This window comes from Kribbella lupini (genome assembly GCF_039529595.1).
Lineage (GTDB): Bacteria > Actinomycetota > Actinomycetes > Propionibacteriales > Kribbellaceae > Kribbella > Kribbella lupini.
Genome location: NZ_BAAANC010000002.1, coordinates 61343 through 78430, shown reverse-complemented (window position 1 = coordinate 78430; position 17088 = coordinate 61343). Strand labels below are relative to the sequence as shown.

Below are 17088 nucleotides of genomic sequence, written 5' to 3'. Positions count from 1 at the left end.
CAGTCCGCACCCCTAAGAGGACTCTCCTTGGCCGGAGGCCCGGACCAGGCCGGACTCGTAGGCGGCGATCACGAGTTGAGCCCGGTCGCGGGCGTCCAGCTTGGTCAGCAACCGGCTCACGTAGGTCTTCGCGGTCAATGGGCTGATCACCAGTTGTTCGGCGAGTTCGCCGTTGCTCAGGCCGCGGCCGATCAGCGTCAGGACCTCGCGCTCCCGCCTGGTCAGCGCGGCCAGTACGCCGGGCGCCGGGCCGGCCGGATCGGGTTGCCTCAGCACTCTTTCGATCAGGGCCTGGGTCGCGCCGGGTGACAACAGTGCCTCGCCGGCGGCCACGGTGCGGATGGCGGCCAGCAGGTGCGCGGGTTTGGTGTCCTTGACCAGGAATCCGCTCGCTCCCGCCCGCAACGCGGCCACGACGTTGTGGTCGCTCTCGAACGTGGTCAGGATCAGCACCCGTACGCCGCTCAGATCCTCGTCGGCCGCGATCCTGCCGGTGGCGGTGATCCCGTCCGTCCCCGGCATCCGGATGTCCATCACGACGACGTCGGCCCGGGTCGACCGGACCAGCTCGACGGCCTGGTCGCCGTCGGCGGCTTCCCCGACGACGTCCATGTCCGGTGCCGAGCGGACGAGCATCGCGAAGGCGCTGCGCACCAGCTCCTGGTCGTCGGCCAGCACCACCCTGATCATCGCGCTCCCGGAGTGGGTACGGTCGCCGCCACCCGGAACCCGCCGTACCGGCCGTCGCCGGTGACCAGCTGACCACCGACGGACTGCGCCCGCTCGTTCATCCCCGCGATGCCGTAGCCGGCTGTGCTGCCGCCGTCGGAGCTGCCCAGGCCGTCATCGGTGACCTCGAGCCGAACCTCCTCGTCGTCGTACTCGAGCTGCACCAGTGCCTGTCGAGCGTGCGCGTGCTTCACCACGTTGGTCAGGGCCTCCTGCGCGATCCGGTAGAGGGTGATCTCGACGGCGGCCGGCAGCGGCCGGCTGGTGCCGCTGATGCGCAGCTCGACCTGTACGCCGACCGCCGTCGTGACCGCTGCGAGCCGGGCCAGGCCGGCGAGGTCCGGCGTCGGGTGCCGATCCACGTCGACCTCGTGGCCGCGGAGGACGTCCAGGGTAGTTCTCAGCTCGGCCAGTACTCCGCTGCTCGCGTCCGCCACTGTGTGCAGCGACTGCGAGACCGGTGCGAGGGACGGATCGTCGGTGCGCTCGTCGAGCAGATGAGCGGCCACGCCGGCATGGGAGTTGATCACGACGATGTGGTGGGCCAGGACGTCGTGCAGGTCGCGCGCGATCCGCAGCCGCTCCTCGGCAACCCGGCGCTCGCTCGTCTCCGCGAGCAGCGCGCGGTGCAGACGCATCGCCTGCCCGCCGACCGCGGCGACCGCGAACCAGCCGAGCGGGCTGATCACTTCCGCGCCGACCGACTCGTCCTGAGGGACGCTCGCGCTCACCAGGACTCCGGCGATGCTGATGCCGACCAGTGCCAGCGTCGAGATGCGGGAGGTGGTCAGGGAGAGGGTGTAGATGAGGACGACCGCCACCGGCAGCATGACGTCGTGCGTGTAGTTCAAGGCGTGGTAGACCATCTGGACGGCCACACAGAAGAGCAGCCCCTGGATCGGGTAGCGGCGCCTGACGAGAACCGGCAGGGTCGCCAGAACGAGCAGGGTGAACCCGAGAGCGTCGAGCTGCCTGTCGTCGAGCCACTGCCGCGGCAGGAAGAGGACGGCGGCCACCGGCAGGAGCAGCAGCGCAGCGGTCAGCAGCAGGTCGGCCCTGCCGATCCCGTACCGCCTCGCTCCCACCAAGACCACCGTCCCCATCGTTCAGCTCCGTTCCTCGCCGACCAGCACCGACTCGTCCGGGACTGTTGCCGGTTGTGCCTTGTCCACCGAGCGGCTCGGCCACCAGATCCATCGGCGCAGACCCACCATCATCGGCGCCGGCAACGCAGGCGCTACCAGCAGAGTCTGCAGCAGAACCCCGACGGCGACCACCACCCCCCATCTCCACCATCGGCACGAACGGCAGCACCCCGAAGGTTGCCGCCAGCACCAGTCCGGCCGACGCGATCACCGGCGCGGTGGCCCGCACCGCCCGCCGGGTGGCGGCAACAGCACCCAGACCGCGACCACACCCCACGTACCCCGCCGCCCTGCTGGCAACGTGAACACGAGAACCCCCTGTCTTCGGACCTCAAACACTGGCCCAGCAGGTCAGCTCGTTCGTCCGCCCACGGTGGACAATCCGCACTACTCCCGTGGTCGACAACTACTGCACCCTGCGGCCATCCAGCGCAGCCTGCTCACGGTGTCAGGACCGCGTCAGCGGGCTGGCCGGGTGGTGTCAGTACGGCGGGCGATCGTGGTTCTCGTGACCGGATGCGTCGCCACCAGCGGTGGCGCTCGGACGAAACGTTCAGGAGAACACCATGCACACCTTCCCCACCGCCGCCGCGATCTCCGCCGTACTCGACATTCCGGCCGGTCGTGTCCGGTTCGTCGCCGGCGAGCGGGCCGACACCGTCGTCCAGGTGCGGCCGGCGGACGCCTCGAAGAGCCGTGACCTGAAGGTCGCGGAGCAGACCACGGTCGAGTACGCCGACGGTGTGCTGCGGATCGAGGCCTCGGCGAAGAACCAGTACTTCCGCACCTCCGGCTCGATCGACGTGACCGTTCAGCTGCCCGCGGGCTCCTCGATCGAGGGGAAGGCGGCGGCTGCCGAGTTCCAGGCCGTGGGACGTTTCGGCGAGGTCGTCTTCGACGGCGCGTACGGGACGATCGAGGTCGACGAGGCCGCGAGTGTCCGCCTGACCGCGCTCGCCGGCGACGTCTCGGTCAACCGTCTCAACGGGCCGGCCGAGATCACCACCAGCAAGGGCGACATCCGGATCGCCGAGGCTCACGGCGGTGCCGTCGTACTGCGCACGCAGTCCGGCGACGTGTCGATCACCGCGGCGCACGGGGTGTCGGCCTCGCTGGACGCCGGTACGACGCTCGGCCGGGTCGACAACTCGCTCAAGAACGACGGCACTGCGGATCTGGCGATCCAGGCGATCACCTCGCACGGCGACATCGTCGCCCGCAGCCTCTGACGCCCCACGCCCCGTCCCCTCCACAGCAAGGAGCACAATCACCATGTCCACCACCGGCTTCACCACCACGGGCCTCCGCAGGCTGCACGACGTGCTCAACCGTCACATCGAGTCCGGGCGGATCCCCGGTCTCGTCGCCCTGGTCAGCCGCGGGGACGAGACCCACGTCGAAACGCTCGGCACGATGCGCCACGACGGCGGCGACGCGATGCAGCGCGACACCATCTTCCGGATGGCCTCGACCTCCAAGCCGGTCGCGGTCTCGGCGGCGATGGTGCTGCTGGACGAGTGCCGGCTGCGGCTGGACGACCCGGTCGAGCCGTGGCTGCCCGAGCTCGCCGACCGCAAGGTGCTGCAGCGGATCGACGGGCCGATCGACGACGTCGTACCGGCCAAGCGGCCGATCACCGTCCGGGACGTGCTGACGTCGACCTTCGGGCTGGGGATGGACATGACGGTCCTCGGGACGCCGATCATGGGCGCGGTGTTCGAGCAGGGCATCACGCCGAACCTGCCCGAGCCGATGCCCGAGCAGGACGAGTGGATGCGCCGGCTCGGCACGCTTCCACTGATGCACCAGCCGGGGGAGCGCTGGCAGTACCAGATCAGCAGCGACCTGCTCGGCGTCCTCGTCTCGAGGGTGTCGGGGCAGTCGTACGAGGAGTTCCTGCGCGAGCGCGTCTTCGGTCCGCTGGGGATGAAGGACACCGGGTTCCACGTGCCGACGGAGCAGCTGCACCGGCTGCCTCCGCTGTACGCGCCCGACCCGCAGACCGGTGAGTTCCACGTCTGGGACGAGGCCGAGGGCGGTCGGCACAGCAAGCCGCCGGCGTTCCAGGGCGGTGGCGGTGGGCTGAACTCGACCGTCGACGACTATCACGCCTACTTCCGGATGCTGCTGAACGGCGGCCTGCACGGAGCCGACCGGATCCTGTCCCGGCCCGCCGTCGAGCTGATGACGACGAACCGCCTGACGGCCGAGCAGCTGGCGGCCCGGGAGGCGATGGGCCGCGACAACGTGCACATCTCGCACGGGCAGGGACAGCACGGTGGCTGGGGCTTCGGGATGGCCGTGCGCACCTACCGCGGCGACTACGCGCCGGTCGGCCAGTTCGGCTGGGACGGCGGCAGCGGTACGTCGTCGTACGCCGATCCGAAGAACCAGCTCGTCGGCCTGCTGCTCACGCAGGTCGGGGCGTCCACGCCGGACTCGACGCGACTCCTGCACGACTTCTGGGCCACGGTGTACCAGGCGATCGACTGAGCTTCGACCTTGTCGGCGCGGATGTCGTCGGTCAGCCGATCGGGAGTTCGGGCGGGGCTGAGGGTGACCTGCGGTTGATCAGCCACCGCCACAGGATTCGTTGGAGGATCAAGGTCGCGACTCCGGCCATCGTCATTCCGGCGAGATTGATACCGAGTTGGGCTGCTGACCCGCCGATCTGGTGCGGTGCCCACAGGGCGACCGAGAGGGCGAGGTCGCCGGCGGCCGGGACGGTGGTGACGGAGATGAAGACGCCGACCAGGGCGTTGGAGCGGCCCGCGGTTTGTGACAGTACGCCGGCGCAGCCGGCCAGGACGGCGACGACTGCCGACCATCGGTCGGGCCGCCAGATGAAGCCGGTCAGCGGGCGGGCAGCGGTGACGTCACCTGTGTCGATCCACCCGACCGCCCGGGCCAGGAGAGCGGCCAGGGTGGTGAGGACGATCGCCAGCAAGAAGCCCTTGGCCAGCAGAAGGAAGGCCTGCGAGGTGAGCCTCATCCTCCCCAGGGCGAGGCCGAGCGCCAAGGCGGCGACGACGCCGAACTCCGGGCCCACGACCATGGCGCCGACCACGAGGATGGACGAGTCGGTGATGACCGCGATCGCCGCGATCATAGTTGCCAGGGTCAAGAACGCGTAGAAGGCCCAGGAGCCGCGGGCCTCGGCGTACCCCTGGTCGACCACGGCGTCCCAGACGACCGCGTCGTCGGGTGCTCCGGGTGCTGCTTCCTCGGTCTCCCTGGCATTGCGGGACGGCGCTGCGTCGACGGTGGACAGAGCGACGGCTCCGTCCTCGTAGATGCCTTGGTCCTTGAGCCACTCGAGGATGTCGGAGGTCGCTTCCCGGGTGACGTCGCAGTGCACGACGTCCCCTGCCGGGCGCTTGGCGGCGGCCGGCAGTACGACGATGTTGGTCGTCCGGTCGTCGGCCACCAGCGAGTCCACGATCAGCTCTGTGCGGTCGGGCGGAAGGATCAGTCGGAGGTGCATCACCCCGTCATGATGGCCGATCCTCGCGTCACAGCGGTGAAACCACCAACAAGTCAGTCGGTCAGCGGTGCGGCGTGGTGATCGCGCCCCGCGGTGACCGGCGCCGGCTTGTGAGAGTCCTGTGAGAGGTGACTACGCGGACGTGAGAGGTGTGCGAGAAGGCTCCTGATCGGGCAGCGAGCGGTGTGCAGTGGTCCCATGAGCTCTTTAGCCGAGGGGTGGGGCAAGTCATGAAGGACGTTGTGTTCCTCGCCGTCTGTGTAGCCACGTTCGCTGCGGTCTGGCTCGCCCTGCGGGGGGTGGAGAAGCTGTGAGCACCGACAACATCGCGGGTCTCGTGGTGGCCGCGGCGCTGGTGCTTTACCTGGTCGCCGCCCTGATCTTCCCCGAGAGGTTTTGATGTCCGACACCGCCGCCGGCCTGCTTCAGGTCGGCCTGCTGGTCCTGCTCCTGGCCGCCGCCTACCGGCCGCTGGGCGGCTACATGGCCAAGGTCTACACCTCCACCAAGGACAGCCGGTTCGAGCGTACGACGTACAAGCTGCTCGGCGTCGACGCGAAGGCCGATCAGACCTGGGCGGTCTACGCCCGGTCGGTGCTCGCGTTCTCCGCGGTGGGCCTGATCTTCCTCTACGTGTTGCAGCGACTGCAGGGTCACCTGCCGTTCTCCAACGGCCTGCCCGGCGTCGAGCAGGGGCTGTCGTTCAACACCGCCGCGTCGTTCGTCGCGAACACCAACTGGCAGTCGTACTCGCCTGAGGTGACGATGGGCCACCTGGTCCAGTTCGCCGGCCTCGCGGTGCAGAACTTCGTGTCCGCGGCCGTCGGCATCGTCGTCGCGGTCGCCCTGATCCGTGGCTTCACCCGGTCGAAGACCGAGCGCCTGGGCAACTTCTGGGTGGACCTGACCCGGACCGTGCTGCGGGTCCTGCTGCCGCTGGCGATCGTCGGCGGCCTGGTTCTGGTCGCGACGGGCGTCGTGCAGAACCTGTCGTCCGGGCACGAGTTGACGACGGTGGTCGGTCAGACGCAGACGATCCCGGGTGGTCCGGTCGCGAGCCAGGAGGTGATCAAGGAGCTCGGGACGAACGGTGGTGGCTTCTACAACGCCAACTCCGCGCACCCGTTCGAGAACCCGAACGGCCTGTCCAACCTGTTCGAGATCTTCCTGCTGCTGCTGATCCCGGTGGCACTGACCCGGACGTTCGGCCTGATGGTCAAGGACAAGCGGCAGGGCTACGCGATCCTCGGCGTGATGACGACGCTGTGGATTGCGTTCACCGCGGCCGCCACCGCGTTCGAGGTGAATGGCGCCGGTACGGCGACGCGCGCGGCGGGCGCGGCCATGGAGGGCAAGGAGACCCGCTTCGGTGAATGGGCGTCGGCGTTGTTCGCCTCGTCCACGACCGGTACGTCGACCGGTGCGGTGAACTCCGCGCACGACTCCTTCACCCCACTGGGTGGTGGCACTGCCTTGTTCCACATGATGCTGGGCGAGGTGACACCGGGTGGTACGGGATCGGGCTTGTACGGGATGCTCGTGCTCGCCGTGCTGGCCGTGTTCGTGGCCGGCTTGATGGTCGGTCGCACGCCGGAGTACCTCGGCAAGAAGATCACCGCGCGGGAGATGAAGCTCGTCTCGCTCTACATCCTGGCGACCCCGTCGCTGGTCCTGACAGGAGCGGCCGTCGCGATGGGTCTGGCGAGCGCACGCGCGTCGATCTTCAACACCGACAGCCCGCACGGCTTCTCCGAGGTGCTGTACGCGTTCACCTCGGCGGCCAACAACAACGGCAGCGCGTTCGGCGGACTGAGCGCGAACACCACCTTCTACAACACCGCCCTCGGCATCGTGATGCTGCTCGGCCGGTTCGTCCCGATGATCCTGGTGCTCGCGCTGGCCGGTTCGTTCGCGCGTCAGCAGCCGGTCCCGGTCACCTCCGGAACGCTGCCCACCCACAAGGCCCTGTTCGTGACGATGCTCGTCGGCGTCGTACTGATCGTCACGGGCCTCACCTATTTTCCCGCACTCACTCTCGGACCCCTCGCGGAGGGACTGTGACCACCCAGACCATGACGCCTGCACCGGAAGCACCGTCGGAGCAGCCGGTCCAGCAGAAGACGCCGTCGGGCTCGTTCGACCCGAAGATGCTGCTCACCTCCCTGCCGGACGCGTTGCGCAAGCTCGACCCGCGGCTGATGGTGAAGAACCCGGTGATGTTCGTCGTCGAGGTGGGCGCGATCGCGTCCACGGTGCTCGCCTTCACCGACTCCAGCACGTTCGTCTGGTGGATCGTGGTCTGGCTCTGGCTCACCGTGCTCTTCGCCAACCTCGCCGAAGCCGTCGCCGAAGGCCGGGGCAAAGCTCAAGCGGCGACGCTGCGCCGGGCCAAGACCGAAACCACCGCGCGCCGGCTGACCGCTGACGGCACCGAAGAGGAGGTGCCGGCGACAGCCCTGCAACTGGGCGACCGAGTGGTCGTCGAGGCCGGCCAGATCATCCCCGGCGACGGTGACGTCGTCGAGGGCGTGGCCAGCGTCGACGAGTCGGCGATCACCGGCGAATCCGCGCCCGTGATCCGTGAGTCCGGCGGTGACCGCAGTGCCGTGACCGGTGGTACCCGAGTGCTGTCGGACCGGATCGTCGTCAAGATCACCACGAAGCCGGGGGAGAGCTTCATCGACCGGATGATCGCTCTGGTCGAGGGTGCGTCGCGGCAGAAGACGCCGAACGAGATCGCGCTGAACATCCTGCTGGCCAGCCTGACCATCGTGTTCCTGATGGCCACGGTGACACTCCAGCCCTTCGCCCAGTACGCCGGGGTGGACCTCAGCCTGGTCGTCCTGGTCGCGCTGCTGGTCTGCTTGATCCCGACCACGATCGGCGCCCTGCTGTCGGCGATCGGGATCGCGGGGATGGACCGCCTGGTGCAGCGCAACGTGCTGGCGATGTCCGGCCGGGCCGTCGAGGCGGCCGGCGACGTGAACACGTTGCTGCTGGACAAGACGGGCACGATCACGCTCGGCAACCGGCAAGCTGCGGAGTTCATCCCGGTGGCCGGCGTCAGCGAGACCGAGCTGGCGGATGCGGCGCAGTTGTCGAGTCTGGCGGACGAGACGCCGGAGGGCCGGTCGATCGTCGTCCTGGCGAAGAGCCGGTACGGGTTGCGCGAGCGGCACACCGGTGAGTTGCCGCACGCAACGTTCGTGGAGTTCACCGCGCAGACGCGGATGAGCGGCGTGGACGTGGACGGCCGGCAGGTGCGCAAGGGCGCCGCGGGCGCGGTGACGGCGTGGATAACAGCGCAGGGCGGTCAGCTCGACAGTGCCCTCGGCGAGTTGGTCGACGGTATCTCGGCCTCCGGCGGGACTCCGCTGGTGGTTGCCGAGAGCAACTCCCACGGCGCACGAGCGTTGGGCGTGATCCATCTCAAGGACGTCGTGAAGGCCGGTATGCGGGAGCGGTTCGACCAGATGCGTGCGATGGGCATCCGGACGGTGATGATCACCGGCGACAACCAGCTGACCGCGCAGGCGATCGCCGAGGAGGCGGGGGTCGACGACTTCCTGGCCGAGGCGACGCCCGAGGACAAGATGGCGCTGATCAAGAAGGAGCAGGAGGGTGGCCGGCTGGTCGCGATGACCGGCGACGGCACCAACGACGCGCCCGCACTGGCGCAGGCCGACGTCGGCGTCGCGATGAACTCCGGGACGTCGGCGGCCAAGGAGGCCGGCAACATGGTCGACCTGGACTCCAACCCGACCAAGCTGATCGAGATCGTCGAGATCGGCAAGCAACTCCTGATCACCCGAGGTTCGCTGACCACGTTCTCGATCGCCAACGACGTGGCCAAGTACTTCGCGATCCTGCCGGCACTGTTCGCCGGGGCGTACCCGGGCCTGGACAAGCTCAACATCATGCGGCTCGACTCGGCCGAGTCGGCGATCCTGTCGGCCGTCATCTTCAACGCGCTCGTGATCGTCGTTCTCGTGCCCTTGGCACTGCGCGGTGTCCGGTACAAGCCGTCGTCGGCCTCCGCGATGCTGCGCCGCAACCTGCTGATCTACGGCGTCGGCGGCCTGGTCACCCCGTTCATCGGTATCAAACTCATCGATCTGCTGGTCTCGGTCATCCCGGGCATCGGCTAGAAGAGGCATCTCACATGGCAACCAGAAGAATCCGCCTCGGCCAGTTCGGCGTCGCCATCCGCGCGATGGTCGCGCTCACCGTCCTGCTCGGCGTGCTCTACCCGCTGGCGATGACCGGCGCCGCGCAGGCGCTGTTCCACGACAACGCGAACGGCTCGATCGTCCAGGTGGACGGCAAGGACGTCGGCTCGGACCTGATCGGTCAGGCCTACACCCGCGACACCGGGCAGAGGGACGCGGACGGGGAAGCGGTGATGGAAGCCGATCCCCGGTGGTTCCAGACGCGGCCGTCGGCGGTCGACTACGACGCGATGGGCAGCTCGGCGTCGCAGTACGGGCCGAACAACCCCGACCTGCTGAAGCTGATCGAGCAGCGTCGCGCCGACGTCGCCAAGCTCGAGGGCGTCGACCCGTCGCAGGTTCCGCCGGACGCGGTCACGGCCAGCGCCAGCGGGCTCGACCCGAGCATCAGCCCGGCGTACGCCGCACTGCAGGTACAGCGGGTCGCGCGGGAGCGGGGGCTCGACGTCGGTCAGGTCCAGCAGTTGGTGAAGGACAACACCAAGGGCCGGACGCTGGGGTTCGTGGGGGAGCCGGCGGTGAACGTGGTCACACTGAACCGCGACCTGGCCGAGCAGAGCTGACCGGATCGAGAGTCGGATCATGAGCAGGAACGGCCGTGGGCGTCTGCGGGTCTATCTCGGCGCTGCCCCGGGAGTCGGGAAGACGTACAAGATGCTCGGCGAGGGACAGCGCCGGGAAGCCCGCGACACCGATGTGGTGGTCGGCATCGTGGAGACCCACGGCCGGCCTCACACCGAGGCCATGCTCGAAGGCCTGGAGGTGGTACCGCGGCGGATCGTCGACCACCGCGGTGCCAGCTTCACCGAGTTCGACCTGGACGCCGTACTGGCCCGTCGACCGGACGTCGCGCTGGTCGACGAGCTGGCCCACACCAATGTCCCGGGCAGCCGGAACGCGAAGCGCTGGCAGGACGTCGACGAGCTGCTGAGCGCCGGGATCGACGTGATCTCCACGGTGAACATCCAGCACCTGGAGTCGATTAACGACGTGGTCGAGAAGATCACCGGCGTCCCGCAGCGCGAGACCGTGCCGGACCGGGTGGTCCGGGCGGCGGAGCAGATCGAGCTGGTCGACATGACGCCGGAGGCGCTGCGACGGCGGATGGCCCACGGCAACGTGTACGCCGCCGACAAGGTGGACGCTGCCTTGGGCAACTACTTTCGGATCGGCAACCTGTCCGCCCTGCGGGAGTTGGCGCTGCTGTGGTTGGCCGATCGCGTGGACGCGGGACTTCAGCAGTACCGCGAGCAGCACGACATCGACTCGACCTGGGAGGCACGTGAGCGGGTCGTGGTCGCGTTGACCGGCGGTCCCGAGGGCGAGACGCTGATCCGGCGTGCGGCCCGGATCGCGGCGCGGTCCTCTGGCGGAGACCTGTTGGCGGTTCACGTCACGCGATCCGACGGGTTGACGGGTGCGAGCCCTGCCCGCCTGGCTCAGCAACGTGAACTGGTCGAGAGCCTGGGCGGCAGTTACCACCAGGTCGTCGGGGACGATGTCCCGGAAGCACTGCTGTCGTTCGCTCGTGCGGAGAACGCGACGCAGTTGGTGCTGGGCGGCAGCAGGCGATCGGTGCTGGCTTCCCTGAGCGGGCCTGGGATCGGCGCAAGCACGATCCGGGAGTCCGGCGACATCGACGTTCACATCGTCACGCACTCGGAGATGGGTCGAGGCCGGTTGCCGCGGCGGCGGGGCAGTTTGTCGCGGCGCCGCAAGGTCTACGGGTTCGTCCTGGCCTGCGGGCTGCCGCTGCTGCTGGCGCTGCTGCTCGGGATCGGCGCGGACACCCTGAACCTGACCAGTGACGTGCTCGTCTTCCTCTTCGCGGTGGTCGTCGTCGCGCTGGTGGGCGGCCTGTGGCCCGCGCTGCTGACCGCGGTCGGTGGATCGCTGGTGCTGAACTACTACTTCACGCCGCCAACACGCACCTTCACGGTCGCCGAGCCGAACAACGTCCTGGCGTTGGCGATCTTCGTCCTGGTCGCGGCGCTGGTCTCCTCGGTGGTCGACCGGGCGGCCCGCCGTACCAGGCAGGCGGCGCGCTCCACAGCGGAGTCGGAGACTCTGGCGACGTTGGCCGGCACGGTCCTGCGCGGGGAGACCGCGCTGCCCGCGCTGCTGGAACGAGTCCGCGAGGCCTTCGGGATGACCAGCGCCTGCCTGATGGAGCGGGTCGGCGACGAGATGACCGAAATCTGGCGGCCGATCGCCTCCGCCGGTACGCCGACCTGCCGGCGGCCCGAGGACGGCGATGCCGAGATCCCTGGGCGCGAAGATCTCGTTCTGGTGCTGCAGGGCCGGTCACTGGCCGCCGACGAGCGCCGGCTAGTGGGTGCGTTCGCCGCTCACGCCGCGGCGCTCGTGGATCGCGCCCGGCTGACCGAGGCCGCCGCCGAAGCCAAGCCGCTGGCCGAAGCAGACAAGGTCCGTACGGCGTTGCTTCGAGCCGTCGGCCACGATCTGCGCACTCCGCTGGCGTCGGCGAAGGCATCCGTGACCAGCCTGCGCAGCACCGACGTCCATTGGACCGAGGACGAGTGCCGGGAACTGCTGGCGACGGCAGACGAGTCACTCGACCGGTTGAACCGCCTGGTCGACAACCTGCTCGACCTGAGCCGGCTGCAGGCCGGCGTACTGCCGGTCTTCAACCGGCCCACCGCCCTCGACGAGATCGTGCCCGGCGTACTGGCCGAACTCGGTGACGGCCGGGAGGTCCGGGTCGACGTTCCTGAGAACCTGCCGCTGATCGACGCCGATCCCGCCCTGCTCGAACGAGTGATCGTCAATCTGCTGGCCAATGCCGTGCGGTACTCCCCGCCGGACCGGCCGCCGCTGGTGTCCGCAAGCGCGCTGGGCGGTGTCGTGGAGATCAGGGTCGTCGATCGAGGGCCGGGGATTCCGCCGGCCGACCGAGGCCGGGTGTTCGCGCCGTTCCAGCGCCTCGGCGACACCGACAACTCGACCGGCGTGGGTCTCGGCCTCGCGCTCGCCCGCGGACTGACCGAGACGATGCACGGCACGCTCCAGCCCGAGGACACGCCCGGTGGCGGCTTGACCATGGTGGTTTCGGTCCCCGCGGCCGAGGCCGAGGCAGCGCCGGTTCCCGGGAGCCGGGAACGATCCGCGCCGGAGTCGGAGGAGAACCAGTGACCAGAGTTCTCGTGGTCGACGACGAACCACAGATCATCAGAACCCTGCAGATCAACCTGAAGGCCCGCGGGTACGAGGTGCACACGGCCGATCGTGGCGCCTCGGCGTTGTCGACGGCCGGCAAGTACCCGCCGGACCTGGTCGTGCTCGACCTCGGCCTGCCCGACTTCGACGGCGTGGACGTGATCCTCGGACTTCGAGGCTGGCTGAAGGCGCCGATCCTCGTGCTCTCGGGCCGCACCGACAGCTCCGACAAGGTGGAGGCCCTCGACGCCGGGGCCGACGACTACATGACCAAGCCGTTCGGCATCGACGAGTTGTTCGCCCGGCTCCGCGCCGTACTGCGTCGCAGCAGCCTCACACCGGATACGCCGCAGTTCACGATCGGCAGCCTGGAGGTGGACCTGGCGGCCAAGAAGGTGCGAAAGGCCACGGGGGAGTTGATCCACCTCACCCCGACCGAGTGGCACCTGCTTGAGGTGCTGACGCGTCATCCCGGCAAACTGATGCCGCAGCGCCAGCTGCTCACCGAAGTCTGGGGCCCGGGCTACGAGACCGCGAGCGGCAATCTGCGCTTCTACATGACGCAGTTGCGCCGCAAGCTCGAGCCGGACCCGACCCGCCCGAGGCATCTGCTGAACGAGCCGGGCATGGGCTACCGGTTCGAACCCTGAGAGTCGGCCGGCTGTGAGAGATCCGTGCGAACTCGGCCGGTCGCTGTGGGAGTGGTGTGAGGAAGCGCCGATCCGGGCGATCCCGCGCCTAGCGTGGACACGTGAGCAGATCCGAGGATGATCAAGTTCCGTTGTTCGTGCCGACCCGGACCGCCGGAGCACCGGACGTCGTGGCGATTCAGATCGGTCGGCGGCCCGATGGTGTCCGAGTAGGCATTGCGTTCAGCAGCTTGGCAGCGTTGCGGGCGGCGTCGGGCCCGCGGCAGGACTGGGTACGGATGGACGAGCGCGAGCTGCGCGGCCTGCTGGTGCAGCTCGGCGTTCAGGTGATCCAGCTCGACGCCGCACTGATCGGACCCGATGTCGGAGCCACGACGCCGGAGCTGGTGGGCTCCCATGACCGTTGATCGAGACAAGCCCGAGTCGCGGCCCGATGCCGTCAATCCCGAGCTGCTGGCGGTCGTGCGGATCATCCTGGTGGTCGGCGTACTGGCGCTCGTGCTCGGAGTCCTGAACCACTTCGTCTAGCCCACGTGGATTCCGGGTCGCTTCGCCGGGTCCGGCTCGTGCTGGCGGATGATCTCGCGGACGACGGGTGCGGTGTCGCCGCGGCCGAGGATCAGGTAGCGGAGCAGGTGCGACAGGGGATTGCCCTCGGACCACTCGAAGTGGCAGTGCGGCCGTACGCCGGTGGTGTCGCGCAGGGTCAGCAGGATCGCGGCGATCGCGTTGGGCGCGGCCGGGCTCTTGGCGCGCAGGATCCGGTAGCCGTCGACGTCGACGCCTTCGACGCGCAGTACGTCGCTGAAGGTGGAAGGATCGACGACGTCGATCTCCAGGAACATCACGTCGGCGTGGCCGGGGACCGGGTCCATGGCCCGGACCTCGGCCTCCTTGGCGGAGTACTCGGCGGCGTCGCCGGCCTGGCGGCGGTTGGCGATCAGGTTGAGGGCGCCGTCGTTGCGGATCGAGTCGGTGACGAACCGCCGGGCGTTGTCGTCGAACTCGATGCGGTCGGCGCGCAGTTCGGTGGTGCGCGACACCCGGGAGACCAGCGAGACGACGATGATCCCGGCGATGAACAGGCCGGAGATCGCGATGCCGTCGGGCTTCTCCCGGATGTTCTCGACCAGGGCGTAGAGCAGGACCAGGGTGAGCACGGTGAAGGCGATCGTCTGGCGACGCTGCCGCCGGTGGGCGGCCGACACGGTGACGGCGACCGCGCCGGAGACCATCATGACCAGGATCCCGGTCGCGTAGGCGCCGGCCTGGGCGTCCACGTCGGCGCCGAAGGCCACGGTGATCAGGATGCTGATCGCGGTGTAGACCAGCACCACCGGCCGGACGGCGCGGCCCCACTCGGGCGCCATGCCGTACGTCGGCAGGTAGCGCGGCACGATGTTGATCAGCCCGGCCATCGCCGAGGCGCCGGCGAACCACAGGATCAGGATGCTGCTGATGTCGTACGCCGTACCGAAGATCTCGCCGAGGTGCTCGTGGGCGAGGTAGGCCATCGCGCGCCCGTTGGCGGCGCCGCCCGGTTCGAACTCCTCGGCGGGGATGAGCACGGTGGTGATGAAGCTGGTGGCCAGCAGGTAGACGCTCATGATCAGCGCGGCGACGGTGAGCAGCTTCTTGGTGTTGCGGATCCGGTTGGCGAGGCGCTGTTCTGCGTCTTCGCCGTCGGCGGCGACCAGCGGCATCATGCTGACTCCGGTCTCGAAACCGGACAGACCGAGGACCAGCAGCGGGAAGGCGACGATCGCCGGCCCGACGACCCCGCCGAAACCGTTGCGGCCTTCGGTCAGCGCGTCGACCCAATGGGAGAACGCGCCGGAGCCCGTGGCGACGTCGTACAGGCCGACCACCACGACGGCGGCGTTCAGCGCGAGGAAGATCCCGACCAACGGGATCGCGACGCCGACGGCCTCGCTGAATCCGAGCAGGAAGACTCCGCCCAGGACCAGCAGCAGTACGACGGTGACCGCGACCTCCTGACCGTGCAGGAATCCCGGCGCGTACGGGTTCTCCAGCAGGTGCACAGTGGCGTCGGCCGAGGACAGCGTGATCGTGATGATCCACGAGGTCGCGACGAATCCGAGGAGAACCAGGACGAACACCTTGCCGCGCCAGAACGGCAGCAGGTTCTCCAGCATCGCGATCGAGCCCTGGCCGTGCGGGCTCTCCTTGGCCACGCGCCGGTACATCGGCAACATGCCGAGCAGCGTGAGCGCCACGATCAGGAGCGTTGCCAAGGGCGACAGTGCGCCGGCGGCGAGGGCGGCGATGCCCGGCAGGTACGACAGGGTCGAGAAGTAGTCGACGCCGGTCAGACACATGACCTTCCACCACGCCTGCGGCGGCGCGTGCCCCTCGCCGGCCTCCGGACCCACCGGCTGCACCCGGTGCTGCAGCAACCAGCCGCGCACTCCGCGCGTGCTGGCGTTGTCGCTCGGACCCTGGACGGTGGCGGGTACGGCATAGTCGTCTTGAGTGGTCACGGGTGCCAGGATGCATGAGCTTTCCGGCCAAGCCGTAATCGGTGTTAGAGACCTGTGAGAACCCGGCATGGGGGATCGATGACCCGTTGCACCATCTCTACCTAGTGCTACTGTGTACTAGTACTCGGTGCCACTGAGTACTGCGAGGGTTGACGAGGATCACGATGGATGACCTGACGGAGATGCTGAAGGGCACGCTCGAGGGCTGTGTCCTGCAGATCATCAGCAGCGACGAGACCTACGGGTACGACATCACCCGCCGGCTGAACGAGCTCGGCTTCGCCGACGTCGTCGAGGGCACGGTCTACACGATCTTGCTGCGGCTGGAACGCAACGGGCTCGTCCGGGTGACGAGACGACCGTCCGAGCAGGGTCCGCCGCGCAAGTTCTTCGCGCTGAACGCCGCAGGCCGCAAGGAGCTCGCCACGTTCTGGGCGAAGTGGGACTACGTCAGCACACGGATCGAGAAGCTCAGGGAGGGCGGGAGATGAAGATCTGGGAGTCGATGACAGGCAGCGATCTCACCAGGGAGTGGAAGGCGTTCGAGGCGCGGGCCGAGGCGTTGCCGGCCGACTACCGGGCGGCGTGGGAACAGGTCAAAGGACATCTGTTTCCGTACGGAGATTTCACGGGCCGGAACTTGCTGCCGATTCTCGATGGAGCCCTGGGCCTGCTCGAAGAGACGGCCGCCCAGGGGCAGAGCGTCGACGAGGTGCTGGGTGAAGACATCCAGGGCTTCTGCACGGCGCTGGTTGGTGGAGAGGGGAGCCGGACGTATCGCGACCGGTGGCGTGAGCAGTTGAACAGCAACGTCGCCCGCAAACTGGGCCGGTTGGGAGGCTGAGATGGGAATTCGCGACATCATCGAGGGCAAGAAGCAGTGGCGGGCGCACGTGGCCCGGGTCAAGGCGCTGCCTCCGGACTACCAGATCGTCTACAAGGAGATGCAGAAGTACTTCTTCAAGGTCGGTCCGGTCGAGCTGACCGAGGGGGACCTGCTGTCGGGGATCGTCGACTTCTTCGAGCAGGGCGTTGCGTCCGGCAAGGGAGTCCTCGAGCTGATCGGCACCGACGTGGCTGCGTTCTGCGACGACCTGATCCAGGACTCTTGCACCTACGCCGACCTCTACCAGGAGTCGATCAGCCAGGACCGCGGAGTGGTCGAGAAGTAGT

18 protein-coding genes are annotated in these 17088 nt (G+C 68.6%); 13 read left to right on the top strand and 5 right to left on the bottom strand.

Annotated elements, in window-relative coordinates; genetic code table 11:
* Window positions 1-12 precede the first annotated feature (12 nt).
* The 3 genes from ABD235_RS13545 to ABD235_RS13535 are packed head-to-tail and all read right to left on the bottom strand — an operon-like array spanning window position 13 to window position 2009.
* Entirely contained in the window at window positions 13-690 is a 678-nt protein-coding gene (locus tag ABD235_RS13545) for a response regulator (protein ID WP_344173904.1), read from the bottom strand.
* Window positions 687-1832 carry a sensor histidine kinase gene (locus ABD235_RS13540; RefSeq protein WP_344173902.1) on the bottom strand — a complete coding sequence of 382 codons (1146 nt, stop codon included), beginning with the start codon at window positions 1830-1832 and terminating at the stop codon, window positions 687-689. The genes ABD235_RS13545 and ABD235_RS13540 overlap by 4 nt, the downstream gene beginning before the upstream one ends.
* 3 nt (window positions 1833-1835) lie before the next feature.
* Window positions 1836-2009, bottom strand: coding sequence for a hypothetical protein (locus tag ABD235_RS13535; RefSeq protein WP_344173900.1), 174 nt, complete (start codon window positions 2007-2009; stop codon window positions 1836-1838).
* A gap of 431 nt (window positions 2010-2440) precedes the next feature.
* Between ABD235_RS13535 and ABD235_RS13530 the strand changes: the two genes are divergently transcribed.
* Both ABD235_RS13530 and ABD235_RS13525 read left to right on the top strand, forming a co-directional pair.
* Entirely contained in the window at window positions 2441-3103 is a 663-nt protein-coding gene (locus ABD235_RS13530) for a DUF4097 family beta strand repeat-containing protein (protein ID WP_344173897.1), read from the top strand.
* Between the two features lie 43 nt (window positions 3104-3146).
* The gene (locus tag ABD235_RS13525) at window positions 3147-4367 is read left to right on the top strand and encodes a serine hydrolase domain-containing protein (RefSeq protein WP_344173894.1); all 1221 of its coding nucleotides are present in this window, start codon (window positions 3147-3149) and stop codon (window positions 4365-4367) included.
* A 31-nt stretch (window positions 4368-4398) separates the two neighbouring features.
* Here the strand turns inward: ABD235_RS13525 and ABD235_RS13520 are convergent, their stop codons facing one another.
* Window positions 4399-5358, bottom strand: coding sequence for a DUF389 domain-containing protein (locus ABD235_RS13520; RefSeq protein ID WP_344178647.1), 960 nt, complete (start codon window positions 5356-5358; stop codon window positions 4399-4401).
* A gap of 310 nt (window positions 5359-5668) precedes the next feature.
* Here ABD235_RS13520 and kdpF point away from each other — a divergent pair, with 310 nt between their 5' ends.
* The 8 genes from kdpF (at window position 5669) to ABD235_RS13480 (ending at window position 13942) form a co-directional block, all read left to right on the top strand.
* On the top strand, window positions 5669-5758 hold the full coding sequence (kdpF, locus tag ABD235_RS13515; RefSeq protein ID WP_344173892.1) for a K(+)-transporting ATPase subunit F: 90 nt from the start codon (window positions 5669-5671) through the stop codon (window positions 5756-5758).
* Window positions 5758-7419: a potassium-transporting ATPase subunit KdpA gene (kdpA, locus tag ABD235_RS13510; protein WP_344173890.1), complete on the top strand. Its 1662-nt coding sequence runs from the start codon at window positions 5758-5760 to the stop codon at window positions 7417-7419. The genes kdpF and kdpA overlap by 1 nt, the downstream gene beginning before the upstream one ends.
* Before the next feature lie 86 nt (window positions 7420-7505).
* Window positions 7506-9506 (top strand): potassium-transporting ATPase subunit KdpB, encoded by a 2001-nt coding sequence (kdpB, locus tag ABD235_RS13505; RefSeq protein WP_344178645.1) that lies wholly within the window; start codon window positions 7506-7508, stop codon window positions 9504-9506.
* Between the two features lie 14 nt (window positions 9507-9520).
* Entirely contained in the window at window positions 9521-10150 is a 630-nt protein-coding gene (gene kdpC / locus ABD235_RS13500; RefSeq protein ID WP_344173888.1) for a K(+)-transporting ATPase subunit C, read from the top strand.
* A 19-nt stretch (window positions 10151-10169) separates the two neighbouring features.
* The gene (locus tag ABD235_RS13495) at window positions 10170-12740 is read left to right on the top strand and encodes a sensor histidine kinase (RefSeq protein WP_344173886.1); all 2571 of its coding nucleotides are present in this window, start codon (window positions 10170-10172) and stop codon (window positions 12738-12740) included.
* Window positions 12737-13414 (top strand): response regulator, encoded by a 678-nt coding sequence (locus ABD235_RS13490; RefSeq protein WP_344173884.1) that lies wholly within the window; start codon window positions 12737-12739, stop codon window positions 13412-13414. Before ABD235_RS13495 ends, ABD235_RS13490 begins: the two co-directional genes overlap by 4 nt.
* 101 nt (window positions 13415-13515) lie before the next feature.
* A complete protein-coding gene (locus tag ABD235_RS13485; protein WP_344173882.1) occupies window positions 13516-13821 on the top strand; it encodes an SAV_915 family protein in 306 nt (101 codons plus the stop codon).
* Window positions 13811-13942 carry a hypothetical protein gene (locus tag ABD235_RS13480; protein WP_344173880.1) on the top strand — a complete coding sequence of 44 codons (132 nt, stop codon included), beginning with the start codon at window positions 13811-13813 and terminating at the stop codon, window positions 13940-13942. The genes ABD235_RS13485 and ABD235_RS13480 overlap by 11 nt, the downstream gene beginning before the upstream one ends.
* Here ABD235_RS13480 and ABD235_RS13475 read toward each other — a convergent pair.
* Window positions 13939-15915, bottom strand: a complete 1977-nt coding sequence (locus ABD235_RS13475; protein WP_344173878.1) for an APC family permease — start codon at window positions 15913-15915, stop codon at window positions 13939-13941. The two genes, ABD235_RS13480 and ABD235_RS13475, sit on opposite strands and share 4 nt — an antisense overlap.
* A gap of 164 nt (window positions 15916-16079) precedes the next feature.
* Between ABD235_RS13475 and ABD235_RS13470 the strand changes: the two genes are divergently transcribed.
* The 3 genes from ABD235_RS13470 to ABD235_RS13460 are packed head-to-tail and all read left to right on the top strand — an operon-like array spanning window position 16080 to window position 17087.
* Window positions 16080-16406: a PadR family transcriptional regulator gene (locus tag ABD235_RS13470; RefSeq protein ID WP_344173876.1), complete on the top strand. Its 327-nt coding sequence runs from the start codon at window positions 16080-16082 to the stop codon at window positions 16404-16406.
* Window positions 16403-16759 (top strand): DUF1048 domain-containing protein, encoded by a 357-nt coding sequence (locus tag ABD235_RS13465; protein WP_344173874.1) that lies wholly within the window; start codon window positions 16403-16405, stop codon window positions 16757-16759. Before ABD235_RS13470 ends, ABD235_RS13465 begins: the two co-directional genes overlap by 4 nt.
* 1 nt (window position 16760) lies before the next feature.
* A complete protein-coding gene (locus ABD235_RS13460; RefSeq protein WP_344173872.1) occupies window positions 16761-17087 on the top strand; it encodes a DUF1048 domain-containing protein in 327 nt (108 codons plus the stop codon).
* Window position 17088 lies beyond the last annotated feature (1 nt).

Bases quoted from the DNA above. Each gene is read 5' to 3' on its own strand.
- ABD235_RS13525 (WP_344173894.1), top strand. From the start codon at position 3,147: ATGTCCACCACCGGCTTCACCACCACGGGCCTCCGCAGGCTGCACGAC.
- ABD235_RS13470 (WP_344173876.1), top strand. From the start codon at position 16,080: ATGGATGACCTGACGGAGATGCTGAAGGGCACGCTCGAGGGCTGTGTC.
- ABD235_RS13495 (WP_344173886.1), top strand. From the start codon at position 10,170: ATGAGCAGGAACGGCCGTGGGCGTCTGCGGGTCTATCTCGGCGCTGCC.
- kdpA (WP_344173890.1), top strand. From the start codon at position 5,758: ATGTCCGACACCGCCGCCGGCCTGCTTCAGGTCGGCCTGCTGGTCCTG.
- kdpC (WP_344173888.1), top strand. From the start codon at position 9,521: ATGGCAACCAGAAGAATCCGCCTCGGCCAGTTCGGCGTCGCCATCCGC.
- ABD235_RS13545 (WP_344173904.1), bottom strand. From the start codon at position 690: ATGATCAGGGTGGTGCTGGCCGACGACCAGGAGCTGGTGCGCAGCGCC.
- ABD235_RS13520 (WP_344178647.1), bottom strand. From the start codon at position 5,358: ATGCACCTCCGACTGATCCTTCCGCCCGACCGCACAGAGCTGATCGTG.
- ABD235_RS13480 (WP_344173880.1), top strand. From the start codon at position 13,811: ATGACCGTTGATCGAGACAAGCCCGAGTCGCGGCCCGATGCCGTCAAT.
- kdpB (WP_344178645.1), top strand. From the start codon at position 7,506: ATGCTGCTCACCTCCCTGCCGGACGCGTTGCGCAAGCTCGACCCGCGG.
- ABD235_RS13540 (WP_344173902.1), bottom strand. From the start codon at position 1,832: ATGGGGACGGTGGTCTTGGTGGGAGCGAGGCGGTACGGGATCGGCAGG.
- ABD235_RS13530 (WP_344173897.1), top strand. From the start codon at position 2,441: ATGCACACCTTCCCCACCGCCGCCGCGATCTCCGCCGTACTCGACATT.
- ABD235_RS13465 (WP_344173874.1), top strand. From the start codon at position 16,403: ATGAAGATCTGGGAGTCGATGACAGGCAGCGATCTCACCAGGGAGTGG.
- ABD235_RS13460 (WP_344173872.1), top strand. From the start codon at position 16,761: ATGGGAATTCGCGACATCATCGAGGGCAAGAAGCAGTGGCGGGCGCAC.